This is a genomic window from Herbaspirillum frisingense, assembly GCF_047325095.1.
In the GTDB taxonomy this organism is placed as follows: Bacteria; Pseudomonadota; Gammaproteobacteria; order Burkholderiales; family Burkholderiaceae_D; genus Herbaspirillum; species Herbaspirillum frisingense.
Genome location: NZ_CP168558.1, coordinates 5,334,114 through 5,358,361 on the forward strand (window position 1 = coordinate 5,334,114; position 24,248 = coordinate 5,358,361).

Annotated in this window: 18 protein-coding genes; 4 read left to right on the forward strand and 14 right to left on the reverse strand. The window is 63.6% G+C overall.

All coding sequences use genetic code 11. The annotated features are described in order from the left end of the window. Positions 1–12: 12 nt before the first annotated feature. The 4 genes from ACEOAC_RS24255 to otsB all read right to left on the reverse strand — a co-directional run bounded on the left by ACEOAC_RS24255 (position 13) and on the right by otsB (position 4,667). Positions 13–381 carry an FmdB family zinc ribbon protein gene (locus tag ACEOAC_RS24255; protein WP_241813635.1) on the reverse strand — a complete coding sequence of 123 codons (369 nt, stop codon included), beginning with the start codon at positions 379–381 and terminating at the stop codon, positions 13–15. A gap of 180 nt (positions 382–561) precedes the next feature. After that, positions 562–1,956, reverse strand: a complete 1,395-nt coding sequence (otsA, locus tag ACEOAC_RS24260) for an alpha,alpha-trehalose-phosphate synthase (UDP-forming) (RefSeq protein WP_006464136.1) — start codon at positions 1,954–1,956, stop codon at positions 562–564. Further along, entirely contained in the window at positions 1,956–3,845 is a 1,890-nt protein-coding gene (locus ACEOAC_RS24265; RefSeq protein ID WP_413445078.1) for a glycoside hydrolase family 15 protein, read from the reverse strand. The genes otsA and ACEOAC_RS24265 overlap by 1 nt, the downstream gene beginning before the upstream one ends. Positions 3,846–3,920: 75 nt before the next feature. Continuing rightward, entirely contained in the window at positions 3,921–4,667 is a 747-nt protein-coding gene (gene otsB / locus ACEOAC_RS24270) for a trehalose-phosphatase (RefSeq protein WP_077235879.1), read from the reverse strand. 324 nt (positions 4,668–4,991) lie between these two features. Here otsB and ACEOAC_RS24275 point away from each other — a divergent pair, with 324 nt between their 5' ends. Beyond that, the gene (locus ACEOAC_RS24275; protein WP_413445079.1) at positions 4,992–6,191 is read left to right on the forward strand and encodes an ATP-binding protein; all 1,200 of its coding nucleotides are present in this window, start codon (positions 4,992–4,994) and stop codon (positions 6,189–6,191) included. Positions 6,192–6,248: 57 nt separating this feature from the next. Here ACEOAC_RS24275 and ACEOAC_RS24280 read toward each other — a convergent pair whose 3' ends face one another. The 4 genes from ACEOAC_RS24280 to lptM all read right to left on the reverse strand — a co-directional run bounded on the left by ACEOAC_RS24280 (position 6,249) and on the right by lptM (position 10,857). Further along, positions 6,249–7,706 (reverse strand): sodium:solute symporter family protein, encoded by a 1,458-nt coding sequence (locus tag ACEOAC_RS24280; protein ID WP_413445080.1) that lies wholly within the window; start codon positions 7,704–7,706, stop codon positions 6,249–6,251. Between the two features lie 273 nt (positions 7,707–7,979). After that, on the reverse strand, positions 7,980–8,882 hold the full coding sequence (locus ACEOAC_RS24285) for a phage tail protein (RefSeq protein WP_413628628.1): 903 nt from the start codon (positions 8,880–8,882) through the stop codon (positions 7,980–7,982). A 319-nt stretch (positions 8,883–9,201) separates the two neighbouring features. Continuing rightward, positions 9,202–10,494: a diaminopimelate decarboxylase gene (gene lysA / locus ACEOAC_RS24290; protein WP_413445506.1), complete on the reverse strand. Its 1,293-nt coding sequence runs from the start codon at positions 10,492–10,494 to the stop codon at positions 9,202–9,204. 132 nt (positions 10,495–10,626) lie between these two features. Continuing rightward, entirely contained in the window at positions 10,627–10,857 is a 231-nt protein-coding gene (gene lptM, locus ACEOAC_RS24295) for an LPS translocon maturation chaperone LptM (RefSeq protein ID WP_077235884.1), read from the reverse strand. A 49-nt stretch (positions 10,858–10,906) separates the two neighbouring features. Between lptM and cyaY the strand changes: the two genes are divergently transcribed. The 3 genes from cyaY (at position 10,907) to ACEOAC_RS24310 (ending at position 14,216) form a co-directional block, all read left to right on the forward strand. Beyond that, the gene (gene cyaY / locus ACEOAC_RS24300) at positions 10,907–11,239 is read left to right on the forward strand and encodes an iron donor protein CyaY (protein WP_241813896.1); all 333 of its coding nucleotides are present in this window, start codon (positions 10,907–10,909) and stop codon (positions 11,237–11,239) included. Positions 11,240–11,381: 142 nt separating this feature from the next. Further along, on the forward strand, positions 11,382–11,849 hold the full coding sequence (gene gspG, locus ACEOAC_RS24305) for a type II secretion system major pseudopilin GspG (RefSeq protein ID WP_006464144.1): 468 nt from the start codon (positions 11,382–11,384) through the stop codon (positions 11,847–11,849). A gap of 225 nt (positions 11,850–12,074) precedes the next feature. Then, a complete protein-coding gene (locus ACEOAC_RS24310; RefSeq protein WP_413628629.1) occupies positions 12,075–14,216 on the forward strand; it encodes a TonB-dependent receptor in 2,142 nt (713 codons plus the stop codon). 20 nt (positions 14,217–14,236) lie between these two features. On the opposite strand, the gene ACEOAC_RS24315 is transcribed toward ACEOAC_RS24310, so the two are convergent. The 6 genes from ACEOAC_RS24315 to putA all read right to left on the reverse strand — a co-directional run bounded on the left by ACEOAC_RS24315 (position 14,237) and on the right by putA (position 23,973). Next, positions 14,237–15,772, reverse strand: coding sequence for a tetratricopeptide repeat protein (locus ACEOAC_RS24315; protein ID WP_234295207.1), 1,536 nt, complete (start codon positions 15,770–15,772; stop codon positions 14,237–14,239). A 610-nt stretch (positions 15,773–16,382) separates the two neighbouring features. After that, a complete protein-coding gene (locus ACEOAC_RS24320; RefSeq protein WP_241813898.1) occupies positions 16,383–17,567 on the reverse strand; it encodes a porin in 1,185 nt (394 codons plus the stop codon). Between the two features lie 296 nt (positions 17,568–17,863). Then, positions 17,864–18,064, reverse strand: a complete 201-nt coding sequence (locus ACEOAC_RS24325) for a hypothetical protein (RefSeq protein WP_039875846.1) — start codon at positions 18,062–18,064, stop codon at positions 17,864–17,866. Positions 18,065–18,093: 29 nt separating this feature from the next. Further along, entirely contained in the window at positions 18,094–19,437 is a 1,344-nt protein-coding gene (gene hslU, locus ACEOAC_RS24330) for an ATP-dependent protease ATPase subunit HslU (RefSeq protein WP_241813900.1), read from the reverse strand. A 78-nt stretch (positions 19,438–19,515) separates the two neighbouring features. Beyond that, positions 19,516–20,052: an ATP-dependent protease subunit HslV gene (gene hslV / locus ACEOAC_RS24335; RefSeq protein ID WP_006464149.1), complete on the reverse strand. Its 537-nt coding sequence runs from the start codon at positions 20,050–20,052 to the stop codon at positions 19,516–19,518. Positions 20,053–20,274: 222 nt separating this feature from the next. Continuing rightward, positions 20,275–23,973 carry a trifunctional transcriptional regulator/proline dehydrogenase/L-glutamate gamma-semialdehyde dehydrogenase gene (gene putA / locus ACEOAC_RS24340; protein ID WP_413628630.1) on the reverse strand — a complete coding sequence of 1,233 codons (3,699 nt, stop codon included), beginning with the start codon at positions 23,971–23,973 and terminating at the stop codon, positions 20,275–20,277. Positions 23,974–24,248: the final 275 nt, after the last annotated feature.

The window sequence follows — 24,248 nt, forward strand, 5'->3', positions numbered from 1 at the left end:
AGGAAGGCCTCGTTAGCTTGCGCTGGGGGTAGAGGGCGCAGCAGGCGCCGGCGCTGCCGCTGGTGCTGGCGTGGCGGCCGCCGGGGCAGATGCGGCCGCGGGTGCTGCAGCAGCCGCGTCACCTGCTGCGGCCGGAGCCTCGCTGGCGCCGGCAATGCCGGTGCCGGTGGCGCCCTTGCTGTTGGCGCTACCACTGCCGTTGCCGCGGAAATCGGTGACATACCAGCCGGAACCCTTCAACTGGAAGCCGGCTGCAGTGAGCTGCTTCCTGAAGCTGTCCTGGTGGCAGGAGGGGCAAACGGTCAACGCATCGTCGGAGATCTTCTGCAAGACATCCTTGGCAAAACCACACGCTTCGCAGCGATACGCGTAAATGGGCATGACTAACTCCGCAAAAAACTTCCAAAACCCTGAATTATAAAGGCTTTTGGCGGAGTTTTAGTGAACCGGCCGGCGGCGGCGATGCTGGCGCGCGACGGCATGCCCCGCCGCGCCGGCAAAGTGTTTGCTTTTGGGAAAGTTTCGGGGCCTGCCCTCCCCCGACCCTGCCCCGGTGGGCAGTCAGCCTTCGACGGGAGCGGCGCGGCTGCTGCGCAGGGTGTCGAGGAATTCGCGGCACCACCAGTGGACGTCGAACTGGCGGATGTTTTCCATCAAGGCGGCATGGCGCTCGCGCCGCTCGGACTGCGACATCTGCAGGGCCTGCTGGATCACCTGGGCCGCCCCGTGGGTGTCGTAGGGGTTGATGATGAGCGCCTGCTTCATCTGCTCGGCCGCGCCGGCGAAGCGCGACAACACCAGCACGCCGGGGTCGTCCTCGTCCTGGGCGGCAACGAATTCCTTGGCCACCAGGTTCATGCCATCGCGCAAGGGCGTGACCAACGCGACCGCGCAGGCGCGGTACAGGCCCGGCAGGCGGCGGCGGGCCACGGTGCGGTGGATGTAGCGGATCGGCATCCAGTCGAAGTCGCCGAAATCGCCGTTGATGGAGCCGCACAGGCTTTCCAGCTCGCGCTGGATGTCGCCATAGGCTTCCACGTCTTCGCGGCTGGGCGAGGCGATCTGCAGCAGGGTGGCGCTGTGACGGTTTTCCGGATACAGGCGCAGCAGTTCGCGGAAGGCCCGGATGCGCTGCGGCAGGCCCTTGGAATAATCCAGCCGGTCCACCCCGATCAGCAGGCGGCGGCGCGAGTATTCGGCCTTGGTACTTTCATAGGTGTCGCGCGCTTCCTTGGCCTGGCCCAGGCGCTGGAATTCGGCCACGTCGATGCCGATCGGGAAGGCATTGGCATGCACCGTGCGGTTGAAGGCGCGGAACTGGTTGGGGCCGACCGGCTCGGCCGTGGCTTCGGCCTGGACGTACTGGGCGAAGTGCTGCAGGTCGGCGTGATTCTGGAAGCCCACCAGGTCGTAGGCGAACAGCGCCCGCATCAGCCATTCGTGGGAGGGAATGGCAGTCAGGATGGGGGGCGGGGGCAGCGGGATGTGCAGGAAGAAGCCGATGCGCGCCTCGCAGCCCATGGCGCGCAACTCGGCGGCCAGCGGGATGAGGTGGTAATCGTGGATCCAGACGATGTCATCGCGCTTCAACAGCGGGAACAGCTTGCGTGCAAACAGCTGGTTCACGCGCCGATAGCCGCCCAGATGGCCGGCCTCGAAGTGCGCCAGGTCGAGCCGGTAGTGGAACACCGGCCACAGCACGCCGTTGGCATAGCCACGGTAGTAGGCGTCGTGGTCTTCCTGCGACAGGTCCAGCTCGGCCAGGGTGACGCTACCGGCCTGGTTCACGCGCAGCTCGCCCTCGCCGGGCGTGCCGTTCTCGACCACCTTGCCGCTCCAGCCGAACCACAGGCCGCCGGTCTTCTTCAGGGTTTCGCCCAGCGCCACCGCCAGGCCGCCAGCGGCGGGCTTGCGGGGATCGGCCAGGCGATTGGAGACAACAACGAGTCGCGACATCAGATCACCGCCTCCCATGACGCCGACAGGCGCATTGCACAGTTGATGATGCCCACCATCGAATAGGTCTGCGGGAAATTGCCCCACATCTGGCGCGTGACCGGATGGGTGTCCTCGGACAGCAGGCCCAGGTGGTTGCGGGCATCCAGCATGGCCTGGAAGATTTCACGGGCCTGCTCCTTGCGGCCGATGCGGGCCAGCGCATCAATACGCCAGAAGGTGCAGATATTGAAGGCGGTCTCGGGCCGGCCGAAGTCGTCCGGCGCTTCGTAGCGGCGCATGTAGGGGCCATCGCAGAGCGACTTTTCCAGGGCTTCCACGGTGGAAATGAAGCGCTTGTCGGTCGGCGCAATCAGGCCCACCTCCACCATCAGCAACACGCTGGCATCGAGATCACGGCCACCGAAGCTTTCGGCATAGGCCTGGCGCTGCTCGTTCCAGGCTTCGGTGAGGATACGGTCGCCGATTTCCTTGGCCCGGTCGCCCCAATAGCGGGCCCGCTCGGGCAGGTCGACCCGCGCGGCGATCTTGGCCAGGCGATCACACGCGGCCCAGCTCATCAATGCTGATGATGTATGGATGCGCGAGCGGGTACGCAGCTCCCACATGCCGGCATCAGGCTGGCTGTAAACCTCGTAGGCGCGTTCGCCGACGGCTTCCAGATGCTGGAAATGCTCGGCCCCGGCGCGATGATGCAGACGCATGTCGTGGAAGGCCTGGGCCGCGCCCAGCACGATGTTGCCATAGACGTCGTGCTGGAAATGTTCGTAGGCCTGGTTGCCCACGCGCACCGGCTGGTGGTGCTGGTAGCCCGGCAGATGGTCCAGGATCTGCTCGGGCAGCGCTTCTTCCAGGCCGATGCCATACAGCGGCTGCACATGGCCGCCGCCGGAGCGCACCACCACGTTGGTCAGCCAGCGCAGATAGTCTTCCATTGTCCCCAGTTCGGACAGGCTGTTCAGGGCGCGCACCACGAAGAAGGCGTCGCGCAGCCAGCAATAGCGATAGTCCCAGTTGCGCTGGCTGCCCGGCGCCTCGGGCACGCTGGTGGTCATGGCGGCGATGATGGCGCCGGTGTCTTCAAAGACCGAGAGCTTCAGGCTGATGGCCGCGCGGATCACCGCATCCTGCCACTCCAGCGGCGTGGCCAGGGCGCGGCTCCAGTTTCGCCAATAGGCGGTGGTTTCCTGTTCGAAATCGCGCGCAGTGTCGTTGATGCCGCCGTGCAGGGTTTCGTCCGGGCCCAGGATGAAGTTATAGGGGCGGCTGACCACGAAGGCGGTCTCGTCCACGATGTAGCTGATCGGCGCATCGGTGTTCAGGCGGAGGGTCTGCTCGGGACCGACATAGCGGATGTGGTTGCTGCCGCGGGTCTGCGCGGGGATATCACGGCCCCAGTCGAAGCGCGGACGCAACACCACCCGCATGCGCGGCGCGCCGGAGAGCGGATGGATACGGCGCACCAGCTGCAGCGGGCGGAAGAAGCGGCCACGGCTCTGGAAGCGCGGCGCCAGGTCGGTGATCTCGATGCCCTGCCCCAGCGTATCGTAGAGCCGGGTGCGCAGCACGGCGGTATTGGGTTCGTACCACTGCTCGCTGTGAGAGAAATTCTCCAGCTGGAAGGCCCACAGCGCGCCATTGTCGGTGGGGTCCAGCAAGGCATTGAAGACCGGGTCGCCATCAAAGCGCGGCAGGCAGCACCAGACGATGCGGCCCATCTTGTCCACCAGCGCCGAGAAGGCGCAGTTGCCGATCACCCCCAGGTCCAGCGAGGAGGTGGAGGGCATGTCGTGCGCCTGGGCGGCCAGGTGCGGCTGTTCGGAATGTTGGGTCTGCGAGTGCGGTTGCGGCTGCGCTTCCTGTTGCGGGTCGGGGCTGGGCTGGCTCATGGTTCCTCGTGCTCTGTTCTGTGGGTCAGATTTCTTGATGGAAGGCGATGATGGGCGCGTGCTGCGCCCGGGCGGTCATCCGCTGAGGCTGCGTGCGGGGATGGCCTCTCGCAGCAAGGCCAGCACCGCGGCCGGACCGGCCAGACGCTGCTGCGCCTGACTGGGGCCGGTACCGACCTTGATGCCCAGGCCGCCATAGGTCTCGGCCTGGGCGATGGCAAATCCGGCTTCATCGGTCACGTCGTCACCGATGAAGACCGGGCGACGCCCGCGGAAAGGCGCTTCATGCAGGAACGCCGCCACCGCGTCACCCTTGTTGATGTGGGGCTTGGCCTCCACCACCATCTTGCCGTGCAGCATGGAAAAGCCGGGTTCGTGGCGCAGGGCGTCCATCATGGTTTCCACGCAGCGCTGCTCCAGGTGGGCGGCGTGCCGGTAGTGCAGCGCCAGCGCGCCGCGCTTGAGTTCCAGCTGCAGACCTGGATTGCCCTCCACCAGCGGCAGCAGGCGCTCGCGCAGGTGATGCACGTCCGGCACCGGCTGCTGGAGGATGCGGCCATCGGCGGTACGCCGTTCGGCGCCGTGCACGCCCGCGGCCGGCAGGCGCAACGGCGCCAGGAAGAAGTCGAGTTGGTCCAGGGGGCGGCCGCTGACGATGGCCAGCGCGCCGTCCGATTCTTGTTGTAGTCGCTGCAACAGCGTGATCAGTTCCGGCGGCACCACGATCTCTTCGGGTTGTGGCGCCAGTTCGACCAGGGTGCCGTCGAAATCCAGAAACAACGCATCGGCAGCAAAATCGTAGGGGCGAGTTTGCTCAGTCATGTCATTTCAGGTTAATGGAAAGCAAATAAGTTCCGGTTTCGGCTCAATCTATTTCTAGATTGATATCAAATTACGTCGAAAAGCGGTCTATTAAGATCCTTTGACAGCGGCTAGCCCAGCAGTTCTGGCTAACATAGCCAGTTTTAGATCAAGGGATTAGTGAACAGGCCCCGAGCGATCCCATCGATTCCCCGCCCAAGAGAATCGGGCCGCGGCAAGCAGCCTGGCCATGGTCTTACGCAACACCTCTTCCTTTGACCTTGTTTCTTCTACTGATTTTAGCTAATTTATGAAAATTACATAAATTACCTAAAGCGTGTATATATGGACCCTATCCTGAATCCTTACGCGCCGGGTGCCGGCAGTCCTCCGCCAGAGCTTGCCGGACGTGATGAAGTGCGGGCGAAGATGCGCCTATGCATTGAAAGGCTACGCCGTGGCAAACCCGCCAAGAGCATGATGCTCGTCGGTCTGCGCGGTGTCGGCAAGACGGTCTTGCTGGACCAGATGATGAAGGATGCCGAGGGTTCCGGAGTAGTGACGATCCGCATCGAAGCACCTGAAGGGAGATCGCTCCCGGCCGTACTGGCACCGCAACTGCGTATCGGCCTGCTCAAGTTGAGCCGTATGGAACAGGCAAAGGACGTCGCCATTCGCGGCTTGCGCGCCCTTGCGGGATTCGTCGGCAAGATGAAGCTCACCTTCAACGATGTTGAAGTCGGACTCGATTACGAGCCAGAGCCGGGCCTTGCCGATAACGGCGACCTGGAGGGTGATTTGACGATGCTGCTGGAACAGGTCGGGGCCGCAGCACACGCTGCCGGCACGCTAGTCGCCATTTTCATCGATGAACTGCAGTATGTCCCCGAAAAGCAGCTGGCAGCACTGACATCGGCCCTGCACCGCTGTGCGCAACTGCAACTTCCGCTGGTGGTCGTGGGTGCCGGATTGCCTCAGCTCCGAGGCAGGATGGGAGAGGCCAAGTCCTATTCTGAACGCTTGTTTGACTTCCCGATAATAGGTCCGCTGGACGCGACCGACGCCGCCGACGCCATCGTCAAGCCGGCACATGATGAAGGCGTGGACGTCGACAACGAAGCAGTGAACCTGATCATCGGTTTCACCAAGGGGTATCCCTATTTCCTGCAGGAATGGGGCAAGCACGCATGGGATGTCGCAACCAGCAGCCCCATCACGCGACAGGACGTAGAAACCGCCTCGGTCGAAGCAGTCGCGGCACTGGATGAGAGCTTCTTCCGGGTACGTTTTGATCGGCTGACGCCGGCGGAGAAGAAGTATCTGAGGGCAATGGCAGAGCTGGGGGCCGGCCCGCACCGCTCAGGGGACATCGCCGCCAAGCTGGGCCGCGAGAGCTCTTCCTTGGGCCCCCTGCGCAGCAGTCTCATCGCAAAAGGGATGATATGGAGCCCGACGCACGGGGACACGGCCTTTACCGTCCCACTCTTCGATGAGTTCATGAAACGCATCATCCCCACCGCAGACTGGGACCCAACGGAAGCTTAAAAACGGAAACGGTCGCGCGGCAGAGCCGGGCGACCGTTTCAGGCAGGCAAGAAGAACTCAGGACTGGACCGTTCCCTCGGCCGATGCCACGGCGATGGGGGCCACCGGTGCCAGCACCTGGGGCATGAGCGATCCGACCACCATGCCGCCGATGGAGAACAGCAGGCCGGCCAGTTGCGGCGGCCAGAGGCCTTCCGGGGCGGTGTATTCCAGCGTGATCCAGGACACCAGGCCCAGCACCATGGCCATCAATGCACCCTGGCGGGTGGCGCGCTGCCAGTAGACGCCGAAGGCCAGGGGCACGAAGGCCGCCACCAAGGTGACCTTGTAGGCGTTCTCGACCATTTCGTAGATGCTGGACTGGCTGTTCAGCGCCAGCGCGGTAACACCGATGGTGAAGACCAGCACCACGGCGCGCATGGTGAAGAGGAATTCACGGTCGTTCTTCCAGGGACGAATTTCCTTGAGCACGTTTTCGGTGAAGGTCACCGAGGGGGCCAGGAGGGTCGCGCTGGCGCAGCTCTTGATGGCCGACAACAGGGCGCCGAAGAACATCACTTGGGCGAAGACCGGCATCTTTTCCATGATCAGGGTCGGCAGGACCAGCTGGGAATCGGTCTCCAGCAGGCGCGAGACCATGGCGGGGTCGATCAGCGTGGCCGAGTAGGCCAGGAAGATGGGGATGAAGACGAAGAAGAAATAGATCACGCCGCCCAGGATGGAGGCATTGCGGGCCACGTTTTCGTTCTTGGACGACATCACCCGCTGGAACACATCCTGCTGCGGGATCGAGCCCAGCATCATGGTGATCCAGGCGGCGAAGAACCACAGCACGTCCTTGAGCTCGGCGGCCGGCCAGAAATTGAACTTGCCGGCCTCGGCCGCATGCGCGATCACCACGCCGGGACCGCCGACCATGCCCGAGACTTCGTAGCCGATGTAGAGCATGCCGACCACCACGATGATCATCTGCAGGAAGTCGGTGATGGCCACGGCCCACATGCCGCCCATGAGGGTATAGATCAGCACGCTGCCGGCACCGATGATCATGCCCCAGTGCATGGGGATGTAGCCGCCCGAGACGACGTTGAAGACCAGGCCCAGGGCCTTGATCTGCGCGGCCACCCAGCCCAGGTAGGAAATGACGATACAGATCGTCACCAGCATCTCGGCAGCGCGGCCGAAGCGCTTCTTGTAGTAGTCGCCGATGGTCAGAAGATTCATCCGGTACAGGCGCTTGGCGAAGAAGACGCCGACCAGGATCAGGCACAGCGAAGAGCCGAAGGGATCGGCCACGATGCCGCCCAGGCCCTCCTTGAGGAAGGTGGAAGACACCCCCAGCACCGCTTCCGAACCGAACCAGGTCGCAAACACGGTCGCGGTCACCACCGACATCGGCAGCGAGCGGCCGGCGACGGCATAGTCCTTCGAACTCTTGACGTATCGGGTGGCATACAGACCGATGGCCACCGAGATGACCCAGTAGAGGACGACGAACCAGAGCAGTGCATTCATGCCTTTTTCCTTGCAGGGAAGGGAAGAAAAACGCGCATTATAGCGGCAAGTCAACGGCAAAAACCGTTCGCAAAACCGCTTGCGGCAAGACTTTTCATCTGTCGTGGGGGGACCACAGGCGGGCTTGCCGTCATGCGCCGACGGCCTTCAGGCAAGCAAGAATTGCTCCCGGCTGGCCGCGCCCCGTGAGGGCGGTACCGGCCGGGCCGTATCTGACAATCCAGACAATCCGGAAAGGGAGAGGGGAGGAAGAGGTGCTGCAGCGGCGCCGGCTCAGGCGCCTTCGTTATTGCGCTCGTAGGAGGGGCAGCCATTCTTGCCCCACTTGCCGTCGCATAGCTTCCACAGGCAGCTCTCGCGGGCGAACAGCGATAGCGCGCTGCATTGCTTGACCTGCTCGGCCAGGGACGGCGCGGCCGGAGCCACCACCGCTTCCGGGACTGCCACCGCCGCCTGGGCGCGCTCGGCCTGGGCGCGGGCATTGGCCAGTTGTGCCTCGGCTTCGCGCCGACGTTGCTCGCGCAGGGCCAGGGCGGCATCCTCGCGGCGATGACGGGCCTCGGCGGCGGCGCGCTTCTGTGCCAGCAGACGCGCCTTTTCATCGGCTTCCTGCTGCAACTGGGCGATGGCGTCAGGTCCGGGGGCCTCCAGGCTGGCCGCTGCGCTGCTTTCTTCGACAGCCGGCTGGGCTGCGGCAGCAGGTGCTACCGGCGCGGGCCGGGAAAAGCTCGGCAATTGCGTCAGCATCGGCTTGAGCGAGCGTTGCGGCCATTGCGCACCCAGCCACAGGGCCAGGCCGATGATGGCCAGCGTCAACAGCGAGACCAGCAGGGCGCCACGGGTGGAGGCTGCCACCTGCGGTTCGCTGCGCGGGCCGCTGGATGCCGGGCGGCGGCCCGCCTCGGGCTGCTCCTGTGCCACGCGTTCGGTGCGCATCGTGGGTTCCTCGCCGGCGGCGGTCACCACGGCGGCCGTGACGGCAGCTGCAGCCACGGCGGCGGCGGTGATATGCGAGGCGCGGACTTCCAACTCCTCGGCGTTGGGTGCAGTCGATGCTGCTGGTGATGATGCGATGGATGCGGAGGCGCCAGGATGCGCAGACGCCAGGTCGCCTTCGGCGCCCTCGCCGTGCACCCGCTTGTCGCGATCTCCCTCTGTGCGTTCCAGGACTTGCATGGAATTCCCCTGTGTTGCGCTACCGACCACCGTCCCGGTGGCATGGTCTTCTCCCTGTCGTCCTGTGGCCTGTTGGCTTGCCTGGTCTCCGGTGGCGCGTTGCTGCTCGCGCGCCAGGCTTGTCGAGATGCGTTATTTGTTCTTTGGACGGACGGCTATTTTGCGCCCAAATTTCTGAAAGGCAAAACAAAAATGCGGCTCTGCAAAAAATATCTGAGGCCCAGCACCGGCGCGTATTGCCGGCCGATCAATAAACGCTGTTGAAAAGGAAACGGCAGCCGCGTTTCCGGGGCTGCCGCTTATTGGAACGACAACACACTCAGTCGACGATCTTTTCCAGCGCAAACAGATCGGCCGGCTGCTCGCGCTGGCGGACCAGATGCACCTGCGTGCCATCGACCAGCACCTCGGCGGCGCGGCCGCGGGTGTTGTAGTTGGAAGCCATGGTCATGCCGTAGGCGCCGGCCGACATCAGGGCCAGCAGGTCGCCTTCGCCAATGGCCAGCTCACGCGAGCGTGCCAGCCAGTCCCCGGATTCGCAGACCGGACCGACCACATCATAGATGCGCGCCTGGCCGGCATTTTCCTTGACGGTCTTCACGCCGTGCCAGGCTTCATACATGGCCGGGCGCATCAGATCATTCATGGCGGCGTCGACCACGGCGAAATTCTTGCCTTCGCCATGCTTGAGGTATTGCACCTCGGTCAGCAGCAGGCCGGCATTGCCGACTACCGAACGGCCGGGTTCGAACATGACCTGGATCGGACGGCCGTCGTACTTGCTGGCGCGCCAGGCGTCGACCCGGGCGAACACGCGGGCCAGGTAGTCGCCGATGGCCACCGGTTGCTCGTCGTCGTAGCGGATGCCAATGCCGCCGCCGATGTCGAGGTGATGGATGTGAATGCCCTCGGACTCCAGCGTGTCGACCATGTCGATGATCTTGTCCAGCGCTTCCAGCAGCGGCGAGTCGTCCAGCAATTGCGAACCGATGTGGCAATCGATGCCGACCACCTCGATATTGGGCAGGGCGGCGGCGGCACGGTAGCAGTTCAGCGCATCTTCATAGGCCACGCCAAACTTGTTTTCCTTCAGGCCGGTGGAGATGTAGGGGTGGGTCTTGGCATCCACATTCGGGTTCACCCGCAGCGAGATGCGGGCGCGCTTGCCCAGGGCGCCGGCCACTTCGTTCAGGCGCGCCACCTCGGGGATGGATTCGACGTTGAAGCAGAGGATGTCATGTTCCAGGGCCAGCTTCATCTCGTCGCGGCCCTTGCCGACGCCCGAGAAGATCACCTTGCGGGCATCGCCGCCGGCGGCCACCACGCGCAGCAGCTCACCGCCGGAGACAATGTCGAAGCCCGAACCCAGACGACCCAGGAGGTTCAGCACCGCCAGGTTGGAGTTGGACTTGACCGAATAGCACACCAGTGCCCCACCCCTTGCACCATCGGCACGACCGGCCTGGCGGCAGGCGTCGGCATAGGCCGAGAAATTCTCGACCAGGGCAGCCTTGGAATAGACGTAGAGCGGCGTACCGAACTGCTCGGCCAGCGCCTGCAGCGAAACCTGTTCGGCGTGCAGGGCGCCATTGCGGTAGGAAAAGTGGGACATGGATATCCGGGAAATCTGAAATCTGAACTGTTGGGGAATCCGGCACCGACCGCGCTGGACGGGTTCGGCACCGCTTTGCGGCTGTTTTGCGATATTGCCTGCGCGGCCCTCGGGGTCACGCAGCGGGAAGGCCTATTTGGCGGGGGCGTCAGTTGCCGCCGGGGTCACGTCGCCACCCTGCTGCGCGCCAGCCTTGGTGTCCGGCTGCGGGGCCGCCGGTTTGGGCTGGGTATGCGCAAACGGGTCGGGCGGCACCTTGGGCATGTACAGCGGACCTTTCTGGCCGCAGCCGGCCAGCATCAGGGCGGCGGCACAGAGGGCCAGGGAAGCTGCACGACGGACGGGAGAATAGTGTGACTTCACGATAAAATGTCGGATTACATCGAAATCTTAGAATGCCTTGGAGTGTAGCATGACCGAATCGGAATTCCTGGACCTGGCTGATGCCACCCTCAACGCCATCGAAACGGCGCTGGAAGACGCCTGCGACGCCAGCGAGCTGGACGTGGAATGCAGCCGCAGCGGCAATGTGCTGGAGATCGAGTGCATCGGCAATGGCTCCAAGATCATCATCAACAGCCAGGCCCCGATGCAGGAAATGTGGCTGGCAGCCCGTTCCGGCGGCTTCCACTACAAATTCGACGGCCAGCACTGGCTCAACACCCGTGACGGCAGCGAGTTTTATGCCACGTTGTCAGAAGTGGTCAGCAATCAGGCCGGCGTGCCGGTGACCCTGCAGCCCTGATGACCGACCAGTGCCGGGCCGCCGCCGTCGGTATCGGCAGTGGGCGGCACCTCGCTCGTCTGTGCGCAAGCCGGTGTTGCGCAGCGTTGACTTCCTATCGTCTCCTTGTCCCCTTGCTCCCTTGACCAAGCCAGCCGCTTCCATGCGCCGTTCTTCCCTGCCCTCGCGGCAACATCCTGCTTTCCTGTTCCTGCAGCGCGGCCTGGCGCGCCTGCGCTGGATCCTGGTATTGACCGTGCTGGCGGTGGCCGCCGCCCTGGCACTGCCGCCGCTGGTGGCACGCTTCAACCATGACCACAGCCCGCAAGCCATGGCCGCCGAAAAGGATATGCAGGCCATTGCCAGCGGCCTGGACCGCTATCGCCAGGATAACGGCCGCTACCCCACCACCCAGCAGGGCATGCTGGCGCTGGTGATCAAGCCCACGCGGGCACCGGTGCCGGCCAACTGGGCCATCGGCGGCTATGTCGACCGCCTGCCACGCGACCCCTGGGGCAATTCCTACCAATACGAGGCCGACGACGATGGCACCAGCTATTCCTTGTATTCCTTCGGCCAGGCCGGCCCGGATGGCGGTGCCGATGGCGAACAGGCCATCCACCTGCACTGAAGCCGAGCGCCCTCGCGCTTGGCCCTTTACCTGATTCCCTGATTCCCTGATTTCCTGACTTAAACGATGTGACCTTGCCCTCACGGGCGGGCGTACTGGCCTTGCCGTTCCCATTTCACGGGAGCGCATGGCAAGTATGCAGCTTTCTATTTACATCTTCTTACAATCGTCATTTAATACGAATAATAATTATTCCTATTAATCGAACTCATTGTGAAGAATAAAATGAATTTCCGCCTGCATCCCTTGCACCTGGCCGTCCTGGCCACCTGCTCCCTGTCCTCCCTGGCCTGGGCGCAGGAATCCGCTTCTTCCCTGCCCGCCATCGAAGTCAGCGGTGCCCGTACCAATGACGGCTATGTGGCGCCGACCGCGGTCAGCGGCACCAAGAGCGAAGCTCCGCTGCGCGACGTGCCGCAGACCATCAACGTGGTGCCGGCCCAGGTGATCCGCGACCAGAATGCGGCCTCGCTGCAGGATGTCCTGAAAAACGTGCCCGGGCTGGGCCTGTCCACCGGCGACGGCCAGCGCGACCAGGTGTTCATCCGCGGCTTTACCGCCATCGGGGACCAGTTCGTGGATGGCTTCCGCGATGACGCGCTGTATTTCCGCGACCTGTCCAATGTGGAAAATGTGGAAGTAATCAAGGGTCCGGCCGCCGTGCTGTATGGCCGCGGCTCCTCGGGTGGCCTGATCAACCGCGTGAGCAAGAAGCCGGGCGTGGATATCAGCGACGTCGGCATCACCGCCAACAGCACCGCCGGTCGGCGCGCCGAGCTGGACCTGGGACGCGCTGCCGGCGACGGCGCGCTGTCCTGGCGCCTGACCGGCGCCGTAGAACGTGGCGACAGCTATCGCGCCCAGCAATTCATCGACCGCAAGGCCATCGCGCCCTCCCTGGCCCTGCGCTTCTCGGCCGATACCAAATTGCTGCTGCAGGCCGACTACCTGGAGGACCGGCGCGTCATGGACTTCGGCATCCCGTCCTATCGTGGACGTCCGGTGGCGGTGGACCCCGGCACCTACTTCGGTGCGCGCAATGCCCGCGACGCCGACTTCGTGCAGTCACGCGTGGCGTCCACCACGGCAACCTTCACGCACCGGTTCAGCGACGAGTTTTCCTTCCGCAACGGCCTGCGCTATTACGATTACCACCTCAACCGCAACAACACCAACATCAACGGCAACGTCAACGAAACCAACGGCACCATGGCCCTGAACCATGCCAAGCTGGTGCGCGATGAAAACGGCTGGTTCAACCAGAGCGAGCTGACGCAGAAGCTGACGCTGGGCCAGACCCGTCATGAAATCCTCTATGGGGTGGAAGTGGGCAGCCAGAGCAAGGACGCCGCTACCTACGGCGGCGTTGCCGTGGCGGGTGGCACCTCGGGCGTGGCGCCGGTCTCGATCTTCAATCCGGTGCTGCCGCTGGTCAATCCTGACCGTGTGACCGCGCCATCGCTGACCTACGGCACCTATGACACCTTTGCCGCCTATCTGCAGGACAGCATCACCCTCAATGCGCAGTGGAAGGCACTGGTCGGTCTGCGCCACGACAGCTTCCGCCAGCAGGCCAGGCTGGTGTCGGCCACCGGCGTGCCCAGCAACCTGTCGCGCACCGATACCGCCTACAGTCCGCGCGCCGGCCTGGTGTGGCAACCCAGCGAGACGCAATCCTATTACCTCTCGTGGAGCCGCTCCTTCCAGCCCTCGGGCGAGAACTTCGCACTGGCCACCAACAACGCCGACCTGGCACCGGAAAACACGCGCAATACCGAGGTCGGTGCCAAATATGATTTCTGGGAAGGACGCGCCAGCGCCACCGTGTCGGTGTTCCGACTGGAGCGCGACAACATCAAGTCGACCCTGCCCAACAATACGATCGTGCCGGTCGGCAAGCAGCGCACCGATGGCGCCGAATTCACCTTCAGTGCCGACCTCAAGCAGGGCTGGAAACTGCTGGCCGGATACGCCTACCTGGATGCGGTGATCACCGAGTCATCCTCCTTCGACACCAGCGTCACGGCGGCCGGCAGTGTACCCTTCAAGGGCAAGAATGCCACCCTGACGCCGCGTCACAGCGCCAACCTGTGGCTGACCAAGGAACTGGGCGAGGGCTTCATCGTCGGCGGTGGCGCCAATGCCGTGGGGGCGCGCTTCGCCAACCCGGGCAACACCGTCACCCTGCCCGGCTACGTGACCGCCGATGCGATGGCGGCCTACCGCACGGCCCGCTATGAGCTGCAACTGAACGTCGGCAATATCTTCAACACCGGCTACATCATCTCCGGCCACGGCAGCAGCCCCAACCTGAGCCTGCCGGGCGCGCCGCGTAACGTCGCGCTGACCCTGCGCTACCACATGTAGGCATAGCGCCGGCCATCGCCTCAGGCGGCCTCGGGGAAGGCTGTGCGCAGGCGGTACTGGCGCTGACGATAATTGCCTTCCGGACCGCTGAAGCCGCAGTCGACGTCGCCGAACAGGCGACTGACGCGGTTGATCGCAGCGCGCTGCGCCTCGCTTTGCACCGCGATCAGGCGCCGCTTGCTGCGGGCATGATGGGCACAGATGTCGACCACCAGACAGTGGCCGTAATCAGCCTGCTTGATGTCGATGAGCAGCGCTTCCGGCTTGGTCAGGCCGAAGATGGCCGCCAGTTCGATGCGGGCACTCAGGAAGGGGTTGCTGTTGCGCAGCCGCTCGCTCAACTGCGCACGCGCCTGCACCGCCCAGTCCTGCGCATCTTCCTGCGCCTGGAACGGCAGCAGCGCCTCGGCCGATTCCGCATCGCCGCGGGCGGCAGCCTGTTGCCACCAGTACAGGGCCTTGACGTCATGCATGGGGTCGTCGCGGCGATTGCGCCAGAAGATGTGCGCCAGCTCCGCCTGCGCCTCGACCAGGCCGGCCTCGGCCGCCTTTTCCAGATATTGCTGCGCCACCTGCAGATTGCGCTGCGAATAGATGGAACGCGAATAGATGCGGGCCAGCGCATGCCAGGCCGGCGCGCTGCCGCCTTCTCCCGCCAGCACCAGCCAGTGCAGGGCTTTCTTGAAGTTGGCCAGGCCCTGTTCCATGAACACGCGCTGTCCCTGGCGGTCGATCTTGGCGCACAGCAGACCCAGTTCCAGCCGGGCCTCGTTCTCGCCGGCCACGGCGGCCAGCTCGAACAGGCGCATCAATTCCTGCAGATCGGGTTGCGCCGCACGCGCCTGCCATTGGCCGTAGCGCAGCAGCAGCGTGGCCTCCTCGGGGCTCAACTGCACCAGGCCGGTGGCATCGGATTCCTTCTCCAGCTGGCCGACGGCAGCGCTATTGCGCTCCGTCAGTCGCTGCACCAGTGGCCGTGCGCCACGTGCAAAGGCCTCGCCCTCCCCCTGTTGCCAGGCCTTGTCGAGCAGGGCGTACTGGGCCTGCTCGATACCGGCGCGGGCGGCTTCCTGCATCAGCCGTTCTTCGACTGCCGAGGAGGCCGCACCCGGCACCACCGGTTGGCCGTGACGCTGCATCTGCTGCGCCAGCAGCCACTGCGCCTGGTGATCATCGCGACTGGCCAGCAGGGAGAGCGCGGCAATGGCGCGCGCATGGGCATTGCTGTCGAACTGATCGGTATGCTCCAGCACCAGCCGGGCAAAGATCAGGCCGGCTTGCGGTACGCCGGCCTCGAAGGCCTTTTCGTACCAGACCGCGGCCTCCTGGGGCGAGGACAGGTCCTTGACCTGCTCATAGGTGATGTTGCGGCCGATGATCATCCAGGCATCGTCCACGCCTTGCTGCGCGGCGCGGCGCAGCCAATAGAACGCCGTGCCCTTGCTGCGCGGCAGACCGCTGCCGCCATTGAGATAACGTCGACCCAGAGCCAGTTGTGCGCGCGATTCTCCGGCACGGGCCGCCTTGATGACTGCCAGCTCTTCTCTTGTGGCCATGTTGCTTCCTTTCTGTTGCGCTTGCGACTGCAAACAAAATCCGGGAAAAAGAAATCCCCTCCGGCGCAGAAAGCTGCGTCGGTTCCGAATGCACCAAAAACTTAGAAATTGATGCCGCTATCAGAGCGTGAAGGGAGATGCTGCAAGCGACACTTCATCAGACATGAGGTCGGGAGGTGATTCCTGCAAGCATCAAAATGTATGGCGAATATTAGAGCAGTGCGGCGCGGAAAAGTGCGCAAACAGGAAGGCTTATTACGCTTTCTTTACAGTCATCAAGATCGGCCACCAGTCAGGGTTTCGTCAGGATTTGGCGATGTAAAGGCGAGTATTTTGCGGCACAACAAACGGGGTTTCCGGGCCACCTGCAGCCCTCCTGTGGAAAGCGAAACCGAGTCGAATGCGAAGCAAACATGATGTTTTTACGACCTGATTTTTATTGTTGCAAAATGTAAGAAACAGAAACAGAAAACTAACAAAAGCGAAATCGTCGAAAAGCATGAAAAAAGCGCCGCATGAAACTCATGCGGCGCTTTGATTACTGCTATTACTGCTAGTCCGATTGTGGATCGGCAGGCGTCGTCAAAGTCGACGACGCTGCTCATTCACATTAGAACTTGTGGCGGATACCCACGGCGACGGCGCCTTGGTTGCCATCGTTACCGGTGCTGTCGGAGACGCCCGGATTGACCAGATCGCTAGCCTTGGTGTAAGCCAGGAAGGCGTACAGGTCGGTACGCTTGGACAGCCAGTAGTCGGTACCCAGGCTGACCTGGGTCAGCTTGGCCTTGTTATCCACGCCGTCGAAGGTGGCACGGGTGTGGTCCACGGCCGCCAGCAGCTTCAGCGATGGGGTCAAGGAATAAGCGGTACCGATTTCGTAGATGTCAGCCTTGTTGGAACGGGCCAGCGTACGGTTGGTCACGGTGGTCAGCGAGCCCACGCCGATGGCGGTGAGGTTGGCCTGGGTGTTCAGGTCTTGCTTCACGCGCGAGTAGTTACCGTACACGCGTGCCGGACCGAACTGGTAGGACGCTGCCACGTTCAGGACCTTCTGAGCAGTGCTACCAGCGTTGGCCGACAGGGTGTTGACGCTGGCGGTAGTCGAGGTTGCCGGGATCAGCGAAACGTCAGACGGGGTCGAACCAGCCTTGGACTGGTAGTAGTTGATGCCCAGACCCAGAGGACCGTTGTCGTACTTGCCGCCAACGCCGAAGGATTGACCGGCGGAGGTCTGGCCAGCGGTCTCGCCGAAGCCGTACATCAGGTTACCGGTGAAGCCGCTCAGGTTGGTCGTGGTGTAGCTGATCGAGTTGTTGGTACGGGTGCCTTGCAGGCGATCCAGACCGGAACCGGAGTTGTTGACCCAGCCACCGAAGTCTTGCACGGCGGTGTAAGCCGAGATGGTGTCAGCGAAGTCGGTTTGACGACCCAGCAGGACGGTACCGAAGTTACCAGCCAGACCGACCACCGACTTGCGGCGGAACAGGTTGGAACCGGTGGTGGCGTCGGAACCTTGCAGGCCGCCGGTGTCGTTGCTGAAGCCAGCTTCCAGGTTGAAGACTGCGGACAGGCCGCCACCCAGATCTTCAGCACCCTTGAAGCCGATGCGCGAACCTTGGATGATGCCCGAGTTCAGACCGAACTTGGAGCCGGTGCCGCCGTTGGCGGTAGCAACCTTGCTTTGGTAGACAACACCGGTATCGACGATACCGTAGATCGTGACGGAGCTTTGCGCTTGTGCTGCGCCTGCGAACGCGCCCAGAACGGCGAGTGCCAGCAGAGATTTTTTCATGTGACGTCCTTCTCTAAAAATAGTCTTGAGGATCCGCACTTGCAGTCGGATGGACAGACATTAATGCTTCTCGTCGCGCATGACTGCACCTTGGTCGATACAAGTCATTTTTTAGACGGGAGCGAAAGATTGAAATGGCAATTGTTGTATTTTTTTATCGCCTCATCTGGCATTGCGCAGCTGCTTCTCATCTGCAAGCGCACCGCGCCAATGAAAAAAGCGCCGGCATTTCTGCCGGCGCTCTCATCAAAATCTAACATTTTGATACATCTTCCCTGCAGCCCTGCAGTGGCTGGTCAATCCTTGTCATTACCGCCCAGTTTGCTCTGCAGTTCGGCCTTCAACTGCTGCCGTTGGGCCGATGCATTCTTGCGATGCGGACCCGCACCACCGGCGCGCTGCTGGGCTGCCAAGGCAACCGGATTACGCGGGCGGGACTGCGACGGTTCGACCCGAAAACTTAGTTTCTGCCGTGTTCCCAATGTCTTGTTGGCCATCGCAAGCTCCCGCGCTTTTTATCCAATTTCTACAGGACGTAGCGCGACATGTCTTCGTCCACCGCGAGTTCACCGAGACGTTCGTTGACATAGTCACCGTCGATCATGAGCCCGTCCACGCCGGCCTCGCCGGCCGTGAAGGAAATTTCTTCCAGCAGTTTTTCCATTACCGTATAGAGCCGTCGGGCACCGATGTTTTCTGTCTTTTCGTTGACCGTGTGCGAAATCTCCGCCAGGCGCTTGATGCCGCTGTCTGCAAATTCGATCTTCACGCCTTCGGTGGCCAGCAGGGCTTCGTATTGCTTGGTGAGGCAGGCATCGGTACCGGTCAGGATGCGTTCGAAATCGGCGATCGACAGCGAATCCAGCTCCACCCGGATCGGAAAGCGACCCTGCAGTTCCGGGATCAGGTCCGACGGCTTGGACAGATGGAAGGCACCGGAGGCGATGAAGAGGATGTGATCCGTCTTGACCATGCCGTACTTGGTATTGACGGTCGTACCTTCCACCAGCGGCAGCAGGTCTCGCTGCACCCCGGCACGCGAGACATCGGCGTTGCCGTTCTGCGAGCGGGTGGCGATCTTGTCGATCTCGTCGAGGAAGACGATACCGTTCTGCTCGACGTTGGTGATGGCCTTCAGCTTGAGCTCTTCATCGTTGACCAGCTTGGCGGCTTCCTCATCGATCAGCAGCTTCATGGCTTCCTTGATCTTGATCTTGCGCGCCTTCTTGCGCTGGTTGCCCATGCCCGAGAACATTGACTTGATCTGCTCGGTCATTTCTTCCATGCCCGGCGGCGCCATGATTTCCATGGTGGGCGCAGCATCGTTCAATTCCAGCTCGATCTCACGATCATCCAGTGCACCTTCGCGCAGACGCTTGCGGAAAGTCTGGCGGGTGGTGTTCTTGTCGTCCTTCTCGCCACTGTTGCCATTCTCGGAGGTGAATCCGAAATCGCGTGCCGGCGGCAGCAGCACGTCCAGGATGCGGTCTTCAGCGGCGTCCTCGGCGCGGGTGCGTACCTTGCGGGTTTCGACTTCGCGGGTCTGCTTGATGCCGATGTCGACCAGGTCGCGAATGATGGTATCGACATCACGACCGACGTAACCGACCTCGGTAAATTTGGTCGCCTCGATCTTGATGAAGGGCGCATCGGCCAGCTTGGCCAGGCGGCGCGCGATCTCGGTCTTGCCCACGCCGGTAGGGCCGATCATGAGGATGTTCTTGGGCGTGATCTCGTGGCGCAGCGGCTCCTCGATCTGCTGGCGACGCCAGCGGTTGCGCAGCGCGATGGCCACCGCGCGCTTGGCGCGGGCCTGGCCGACGACGTGCTTGTCGAGTTCGGAGACGATTTCCTTGGGGGTCATGTTCATGGTGGTGATCTTTTCGCTGTGACGGTTCATCAGGAGAGCGGGCGCGGTGTGATACCGGGGCCGGGGCTTAATCCAGCCTTAATCCAGCGTCTCGATGATGTGGTTCAGGTTGGTGTAGATGCACAGCTCGCCGGCGATGGTGAGCGATTTCTTGACGATCTCGGCCGGGGTCAGCTCGGTGTTCTCATACAGGGCCTTGGCAGCCGATTGCGCGTAGCTGCCGCCGGAACCGATGGCGCCGATGCCATCGTTGGGTTCCAGCACATCGCCGTTGCCGGTGATGACCAGGGTGGTGTCGCGGTCGGCACACAGCAGCATCGCTTCCAGGCGGCGCAGCATGCGGTCGGTACGCCAGTCCTTGGCCAGTTCGACCGAGGCACGCATGAGGTTGCCCTGGTGTTTTTCCAGCTTGGCTTCGAACAGGTCCAGCAGGGTGAAGGCGTCAGCCGTGCCGCCGGCGAAACCGACCAGGACCTTGCCGTGATAGAGCTTGCGCACCTTGCGCGCACTGCCCTTCATGACGATGTTGCCAAGCGTCACCTGGCCGTCGCCGCCCAGCGCGACCTGGTTGCCGCGACGGACGGAAAGGATGGTGGTGCCGTGAAATTGTTCCATGCTTGCCTCTGTTCAATATATGCGTAGGTGCTGCGGGGCAGGCCTGGCCGCCCCACGTCCTGTCGAGATGGGGCTGGCCGTGCCGATTGCAAGACATTCCGGCCGCGCACCACCCGCAGGGGGGAGCAATATTGTACGCCGGCAAGAAAAACGGGCGCCGGGACACAAGGTCCGGGCGCCCGTCTCAGCGGATGGGACGACTCCGCTACGCGGAGGGTAGGCTTACACCGAGATCGTCATCAGGCTGGCATTGCCGCCGGCGGCCGTGGTGTTGACGCACAGCGCGCGCTCGGCCAGCAGGCGCCACAACGGGATGGCCGTATCTTCGCTGCACAGGATCAGCGGCACCAGCGCGCCGTCCCGCTGCGCCAGGCTGGCACGCCAGGCGGTGGCATGGTGGCTGTCCACCAGCGCCGCCTGCAGCGCTTCGCCATCGAGGCGGGCAGCACGACGGATAGCGCCGCGCACCGGGGCCGGCAAGCCGGCCGGCAGCAGCGCCGCGGTGGCCTCGTCGACCAGCACGGTGTTGCCGGTGGCGAAGGCGGCGGCCAGCTGGTTGAGCAGGGTACCCACGCTGGCGGCCACGCACAGCACCAGGCCACGCGGGGCGAAGGCCAGGGTATTGCGCTCGCCGGTGGGGCCGGGCAGCACCAGGCTGCGCTGCAGCAGGCTGTCGCGGTGATAGCGCTCGCCGCTGGCGGCCAGGCGTTCATGGCCGTGCGTGCGGGCCCAATCCAGCAGGCTGTCCAGCAAGGCGTTGGGGACCGCCGTGGGCTGGGCGCGGGTCAGTTCTTCATGCAGCTGCGCATTGCGTTGCAGGCGCTTCAGGTAGAGCGGGCCACCGGCCTTGGGACCGGTGCCGGACTTGCCTTCACCGCCGAAGGGCTGGACCCCGACCACGGCACCGACGATGTTGCGGTTGACGTAGATGTTGCCGACATGGGCGCGCTGGGCGACGAAATCGATGGTCTCGTCGATGCGGGAATGCACGCCCAAAGTCAGGCCGTAGCCGGTGGCATTGATGGCGTCGATCAACTGCGGCAGGGCATCGCGCCGATAGCGCAGCACGTGCAGCACGGGGCCGAAGACTTCGCGCTGCAGTTGCGCCAGGTCGTCGATCTCGATCACGGTCGGCGGCACGAAGGTACCGTGCTGGCAGGCCGGGTCCAGCGGCAGCTGGTGCACTGAACGGGCGCTGCCGCGCATGCGCTCGATGTGGGCCAGCAGGTTCTGCTGGGCTTCGGCGTCGATGACCGGGCCGATGTCGGTGGAGAGGCGATCCGGACGGCCCACGCGCAGCTCGGCCATGGCGCCCTTCAGCATTTCCAGGGTACGGTCGGCGATGTCTTCCTGCAGGCACAGCACGCGCAGTGCCGAGCAACGCTGGCCGGCGCTGTCGAAGGCCGAGGACAGCACGTCCTGCACCACCTGTTCGGCCAGGGCGGACGAATCGACGATGAGCGCGTTCTGACCGCCGGTCTCGGCGATCAGCGGCACTTCGCCGTGTTCGCCGCTGCCATCGCCATCGTCATGCGAGCGCTTGGCCAGGGTGCGGTTGATCAGTTGCGCCACTTCGGTGGAGCCGGTGAAGATCACGCCCTTGACGCGCACGTCCGAGGTCAGGGCTGCGCCCACGGTCTCGCCACGGCCCGGCAGCAGTTGCAGCGCGGCGCGCGGGATACCGGCCTCGTGCAGCAGTTGCACGGCACGATGGGCGATCAGGGCGGTCTGCTCGGCCGGCTTGGCCAGTACCACGTTGCCGGCGGCCAGCGCAGCGCTGACCTCGCCGATGAAGATGGCCAGCGGGAAATTCCACGGGCTGATGCACACCACCGGTCCCCAGGCCAGGACGTTGCCGTCATGGCGCGAAGCGATGGCGTAGTAGCGCAGGAAGTCCACCGCTTCGCGGACTTCGGCAATCGCGTTGGGCAGGGATTTGCCCGCTTCGCGCACGGCCAGGGCCATCAGTTCGGCGATGTTGGCTTCCAGCAGGTCGGCAGCGCGTTCCAGCATGGCGGCGCGCTCGATGGCGGGAGTGGATTGCCATTGCGGCGCATAGGCGGTGGCGGCGGTCAGCGCGGTATCGACATCGGCGACCGTAGCTTCGATCACCTGCCCCACCACTTCGCGATGGTCGGCCGGATTGCGCACGGGCTGCGCGGCCTGCGCGACAATCTCGCCGGCCACCAGCGGCGCGGCCTGCCACTGGCGGCCAGCCATGTCCGCAAAGGCCTGGTCCAGCTGTTGCAGGCGGCTTTCGTTGGAGAGGTCGATGCCGGCTGAGTTCGTGCGTTCCTCGCCATACAGGCGCTGCGGCACGGCGATGGCCGGGTGCGGCAGGCCGCCCTGGGCGCGCACGGTCTCGATGGGGTCGGCCACCAGGCTATCCAGCGAGACCGCTTCATCGACGATCTGGTTGACGAAGGAAGAGTTGGCGCCGTTCTCCAGCAGGCGGCGTACCAGATAGGCCAACAGGGTCTGGTGCGAACCGACCGGGGCGTAGATGCGGCAGGCCTTGCCCAGATTGTCGGCACCAACCACCTGGTCGTACAGGGTCTCGCCCATGCCATGCAGGCACTGGAATTCGTAGTTGTCGATCTGGTGCTGCTTGGCCCAGTGGAAGATGGCCGACAGGGTCAGCGCGTTGTGCGTGGCGAACTGCGGATAGATCACGTCAGTCGCGGCCAGCAGCTTTTGCGCGCAGGTCAGGTAGGAAAGATCGGTGTGCACCTTGCGGGTATAGACCGGATAGCCTTCCAGGCCATCGACCTGGGCGCGCTTGATCTCGCTATCCCAGTAGGCGCCCTTGACCAGGCGGATCATCAGGCGGCGGCCATGACGGCGCGCCAGGTCGACCAGGTAGTCGATGACGAAGGGGCAGCGCTTCTGGTAACCCTGCACCACGAAGCCCAGGCCCTCGAAGCCGGCCAGGTCGGGATCGGCGACCAGCACTTCCATCATGTCCAGCGACAGCTCCAGGCGGTCGGCCTCTTCGGCGTCGATGTTCAGGCCGATGTCGTATTGCTTGGCCAGCAGCAGCAACTGCTTCAGGCGCGGCAACAGTTCTCCCATCACGCGGGCGTGCTGGGCGCGCGAATAGCGCGGGTGCAGGGCCGACAGCTTGACCGAGATGCCCGGGCCGTCCTTGATGCCACGACCATTGGAGGCGCGGCCAATCGCGTGGATGGCCTGCTCGTAGGACTGGTAGTAGGCATCGGCATCGTGCATGGTCAGGGCCGCTTCGCCCAGCATGTCGTAGGAGTAGCGATAGCCGCGCTTTTCGTTGTCGCGGCTGTTCTCCAGCGCTTCTTCGATGGTCTGGCCGGTCACGAACTGGTTGCCCAGCATGCGCATGGCCAGGTCCACGCCCTTGCGGATCAGGGGCTCGCCACCCTTGCCGATCAGGCGGGTGATGGCCTGGGTCAGGCCGCTTTCGCTGCTGGTGGACACCAGCTTGCCGGTGATCAGCAGGCCCCAGGTGGCGGCATTGACGAACAGCGAAGGCGATTCACCCAGGTGCTTGCGCCAGTCGCCCTTGCTGATCTTGTCGGCGATCAGGCGGTCAGCGGTCTGGCGATCGGGGATGCGCAGCAGCGCCTCGGCCAGGCACATCAGCGCCACGCCTTCTTCCGAGGACAGCGAGAACTCGTGCATCAGCGCGTCCACGCCGGACGAGCGGGTGCGCTTCTCGCGCACCTGCTGCACCAGTTTCCGGGCCAGTTGCTGGGTCGACTCCTTCCAGGACGGGTCGCCCTGGACCTGCTGCAACAGCCATTGCACGGCCTCGCGCTCATCGCGACGGTAGGCGGCGGTGATGGCGGCGCGCAGGGGGCTGGGAGCGGGCAGCAGCTCGGCGTGGAAGGCGCCGAAAGGCAGGCTGGAAGCAGTGGCCGCAGGCGCGGCAGAGGTGACGGTAGTCATGGTCTGGAGTTCAGGATGGGAAGGATTTTGGCAACCGGATTCTATGTGCTAAAGACCAATATTAATTCTGTATTTCAGTTATATAGCCAATATTTAATTCTGTATTTAATAATTTAACCAACTTTAATTTTCCACAGAAGCCCGGAACAAACGCAACATCCAGACCGGCCGCGCCTGTGCAGGCGACGCGGCCGGGAGCATGAAAAAACGCCGCAGACCTTGCGGCATGCGGCGTTTTGCTGACATCGGTGTCACCGGCGCGACAGACTGGTCCG

Coding starts and splice junctions, on each gene's coding strand:
- ACEOAC_RS24255 (WP_241813635.1), bottom strand. CDS start 381: ATGCCCATTTACGCGTATCGCTGCGAAGCGTGTGGTTTTGCCAAGGAT.
- otsA (WP_006464136.1), bottom strand. CDS start 1,956: ATGTCGCGACTCGTTGTTGTCTCCAATCGCCTGGCCGATCCCCGCAAG.
- ACEOAC_RS24265 (WP_413445078.1), bottom strand. CDS start 3,845: ATGAGCCAGCCCAGCCCCGACCCGCAACAGGAAGCGCAGCCGCAACCG.
- otsB (WP_077235879.1), bottom strand. CDS start 4,667: ATGACTGAGCAAACTCGCCCCTACGATTTTGCTGCCGATGCGTTGTTT.
- ACEOAC_RS24275 (WP_413445079.1), top strand. CDS start 4,992: ATGGACCCTATCCTGAATCCTTACGCGCCGGGTGCCGGCAGTCCTCCG.
- ACEOAC_RS24280 (WP_413445080.1), bottom strand. CDS start 7,706: ATGAATGCACTGCTCTGGTTCGTCGTCCTCTACTGGGTCATCTCGGTG.
- ACEOAC_RS24285 (WP_413628628.1), bottom strand. CDS start 8,882: ATGCAAGTCCTGGAACGCACAGAGGGAGATCGCGACAAGCGGGTGCAC.
- lysA (WP_413445506.1), bottom strand. CDS start 10,494: ATGTCCCACTTTTCCTACCGCAATGGCGCCCTGCACGCCGAACAGGTT.
- cyaY (WP_241813896.1), top strand. CDS start 10,907: ATGACCGAATCGGAATTCCTGGACCTGGCTGATGCCACCCTCAACGCC.
- gspG (WP_006464144.1), top strand. CDS start 11,382: ATGCGCCGTTCTTCCCTGCCCTCGCGGCAACATCCTGCTTTCCTGTTC.
- ACEOAC_RS24310 (WP_413628629.1), top strand. CDS start 12,075: ATGAATTTCCGCCTGCATCCCTTGCACCTGGCCGTCCTGGCCACCTGC.
- ACEOAC_RS24315 (WP_234295207.1), bottom strand. CDS start 15,772: ATGGCCACAAGAGAAGAGCTGGCAGTCATCAAGGCGGCCCGTGCCGGA.
- ACEOAC_RS24320 (WP_241813898.1), bottom strand. CDS start 17,567: ATGAAAAAATCTCTGCTGGCACTCGCCGTTCTGGGCGCGTTCGCAGGC.
- ACEOAC_RS24325 (WP_039875846.1), bottom strand. CDS start 18,064: ATGGCCAACAAGACATTGGGAACACGGCAGAAACTAAGTTTTCGGGTC.
- hslU (WP_241813900.1), bottom strand. CDS start 19,437: ATGAACATGACCCCCAAGGAAATCGTCTCCGAACTCGACAAGCACGTC.
- hslV (WP_006464149.1), bottom strand. CDS start 20,052: ATGGAACAATTTCACGGCACCACCATCCTTTCCGTCCGTCGCGGCAAC.
- putA (WP_413628630.1), bottom strand. CDS start 23,973: ATGACTACCGTCACCTCTGCCGCGCCTGCGGCCACTGCTTCCAGCCTG.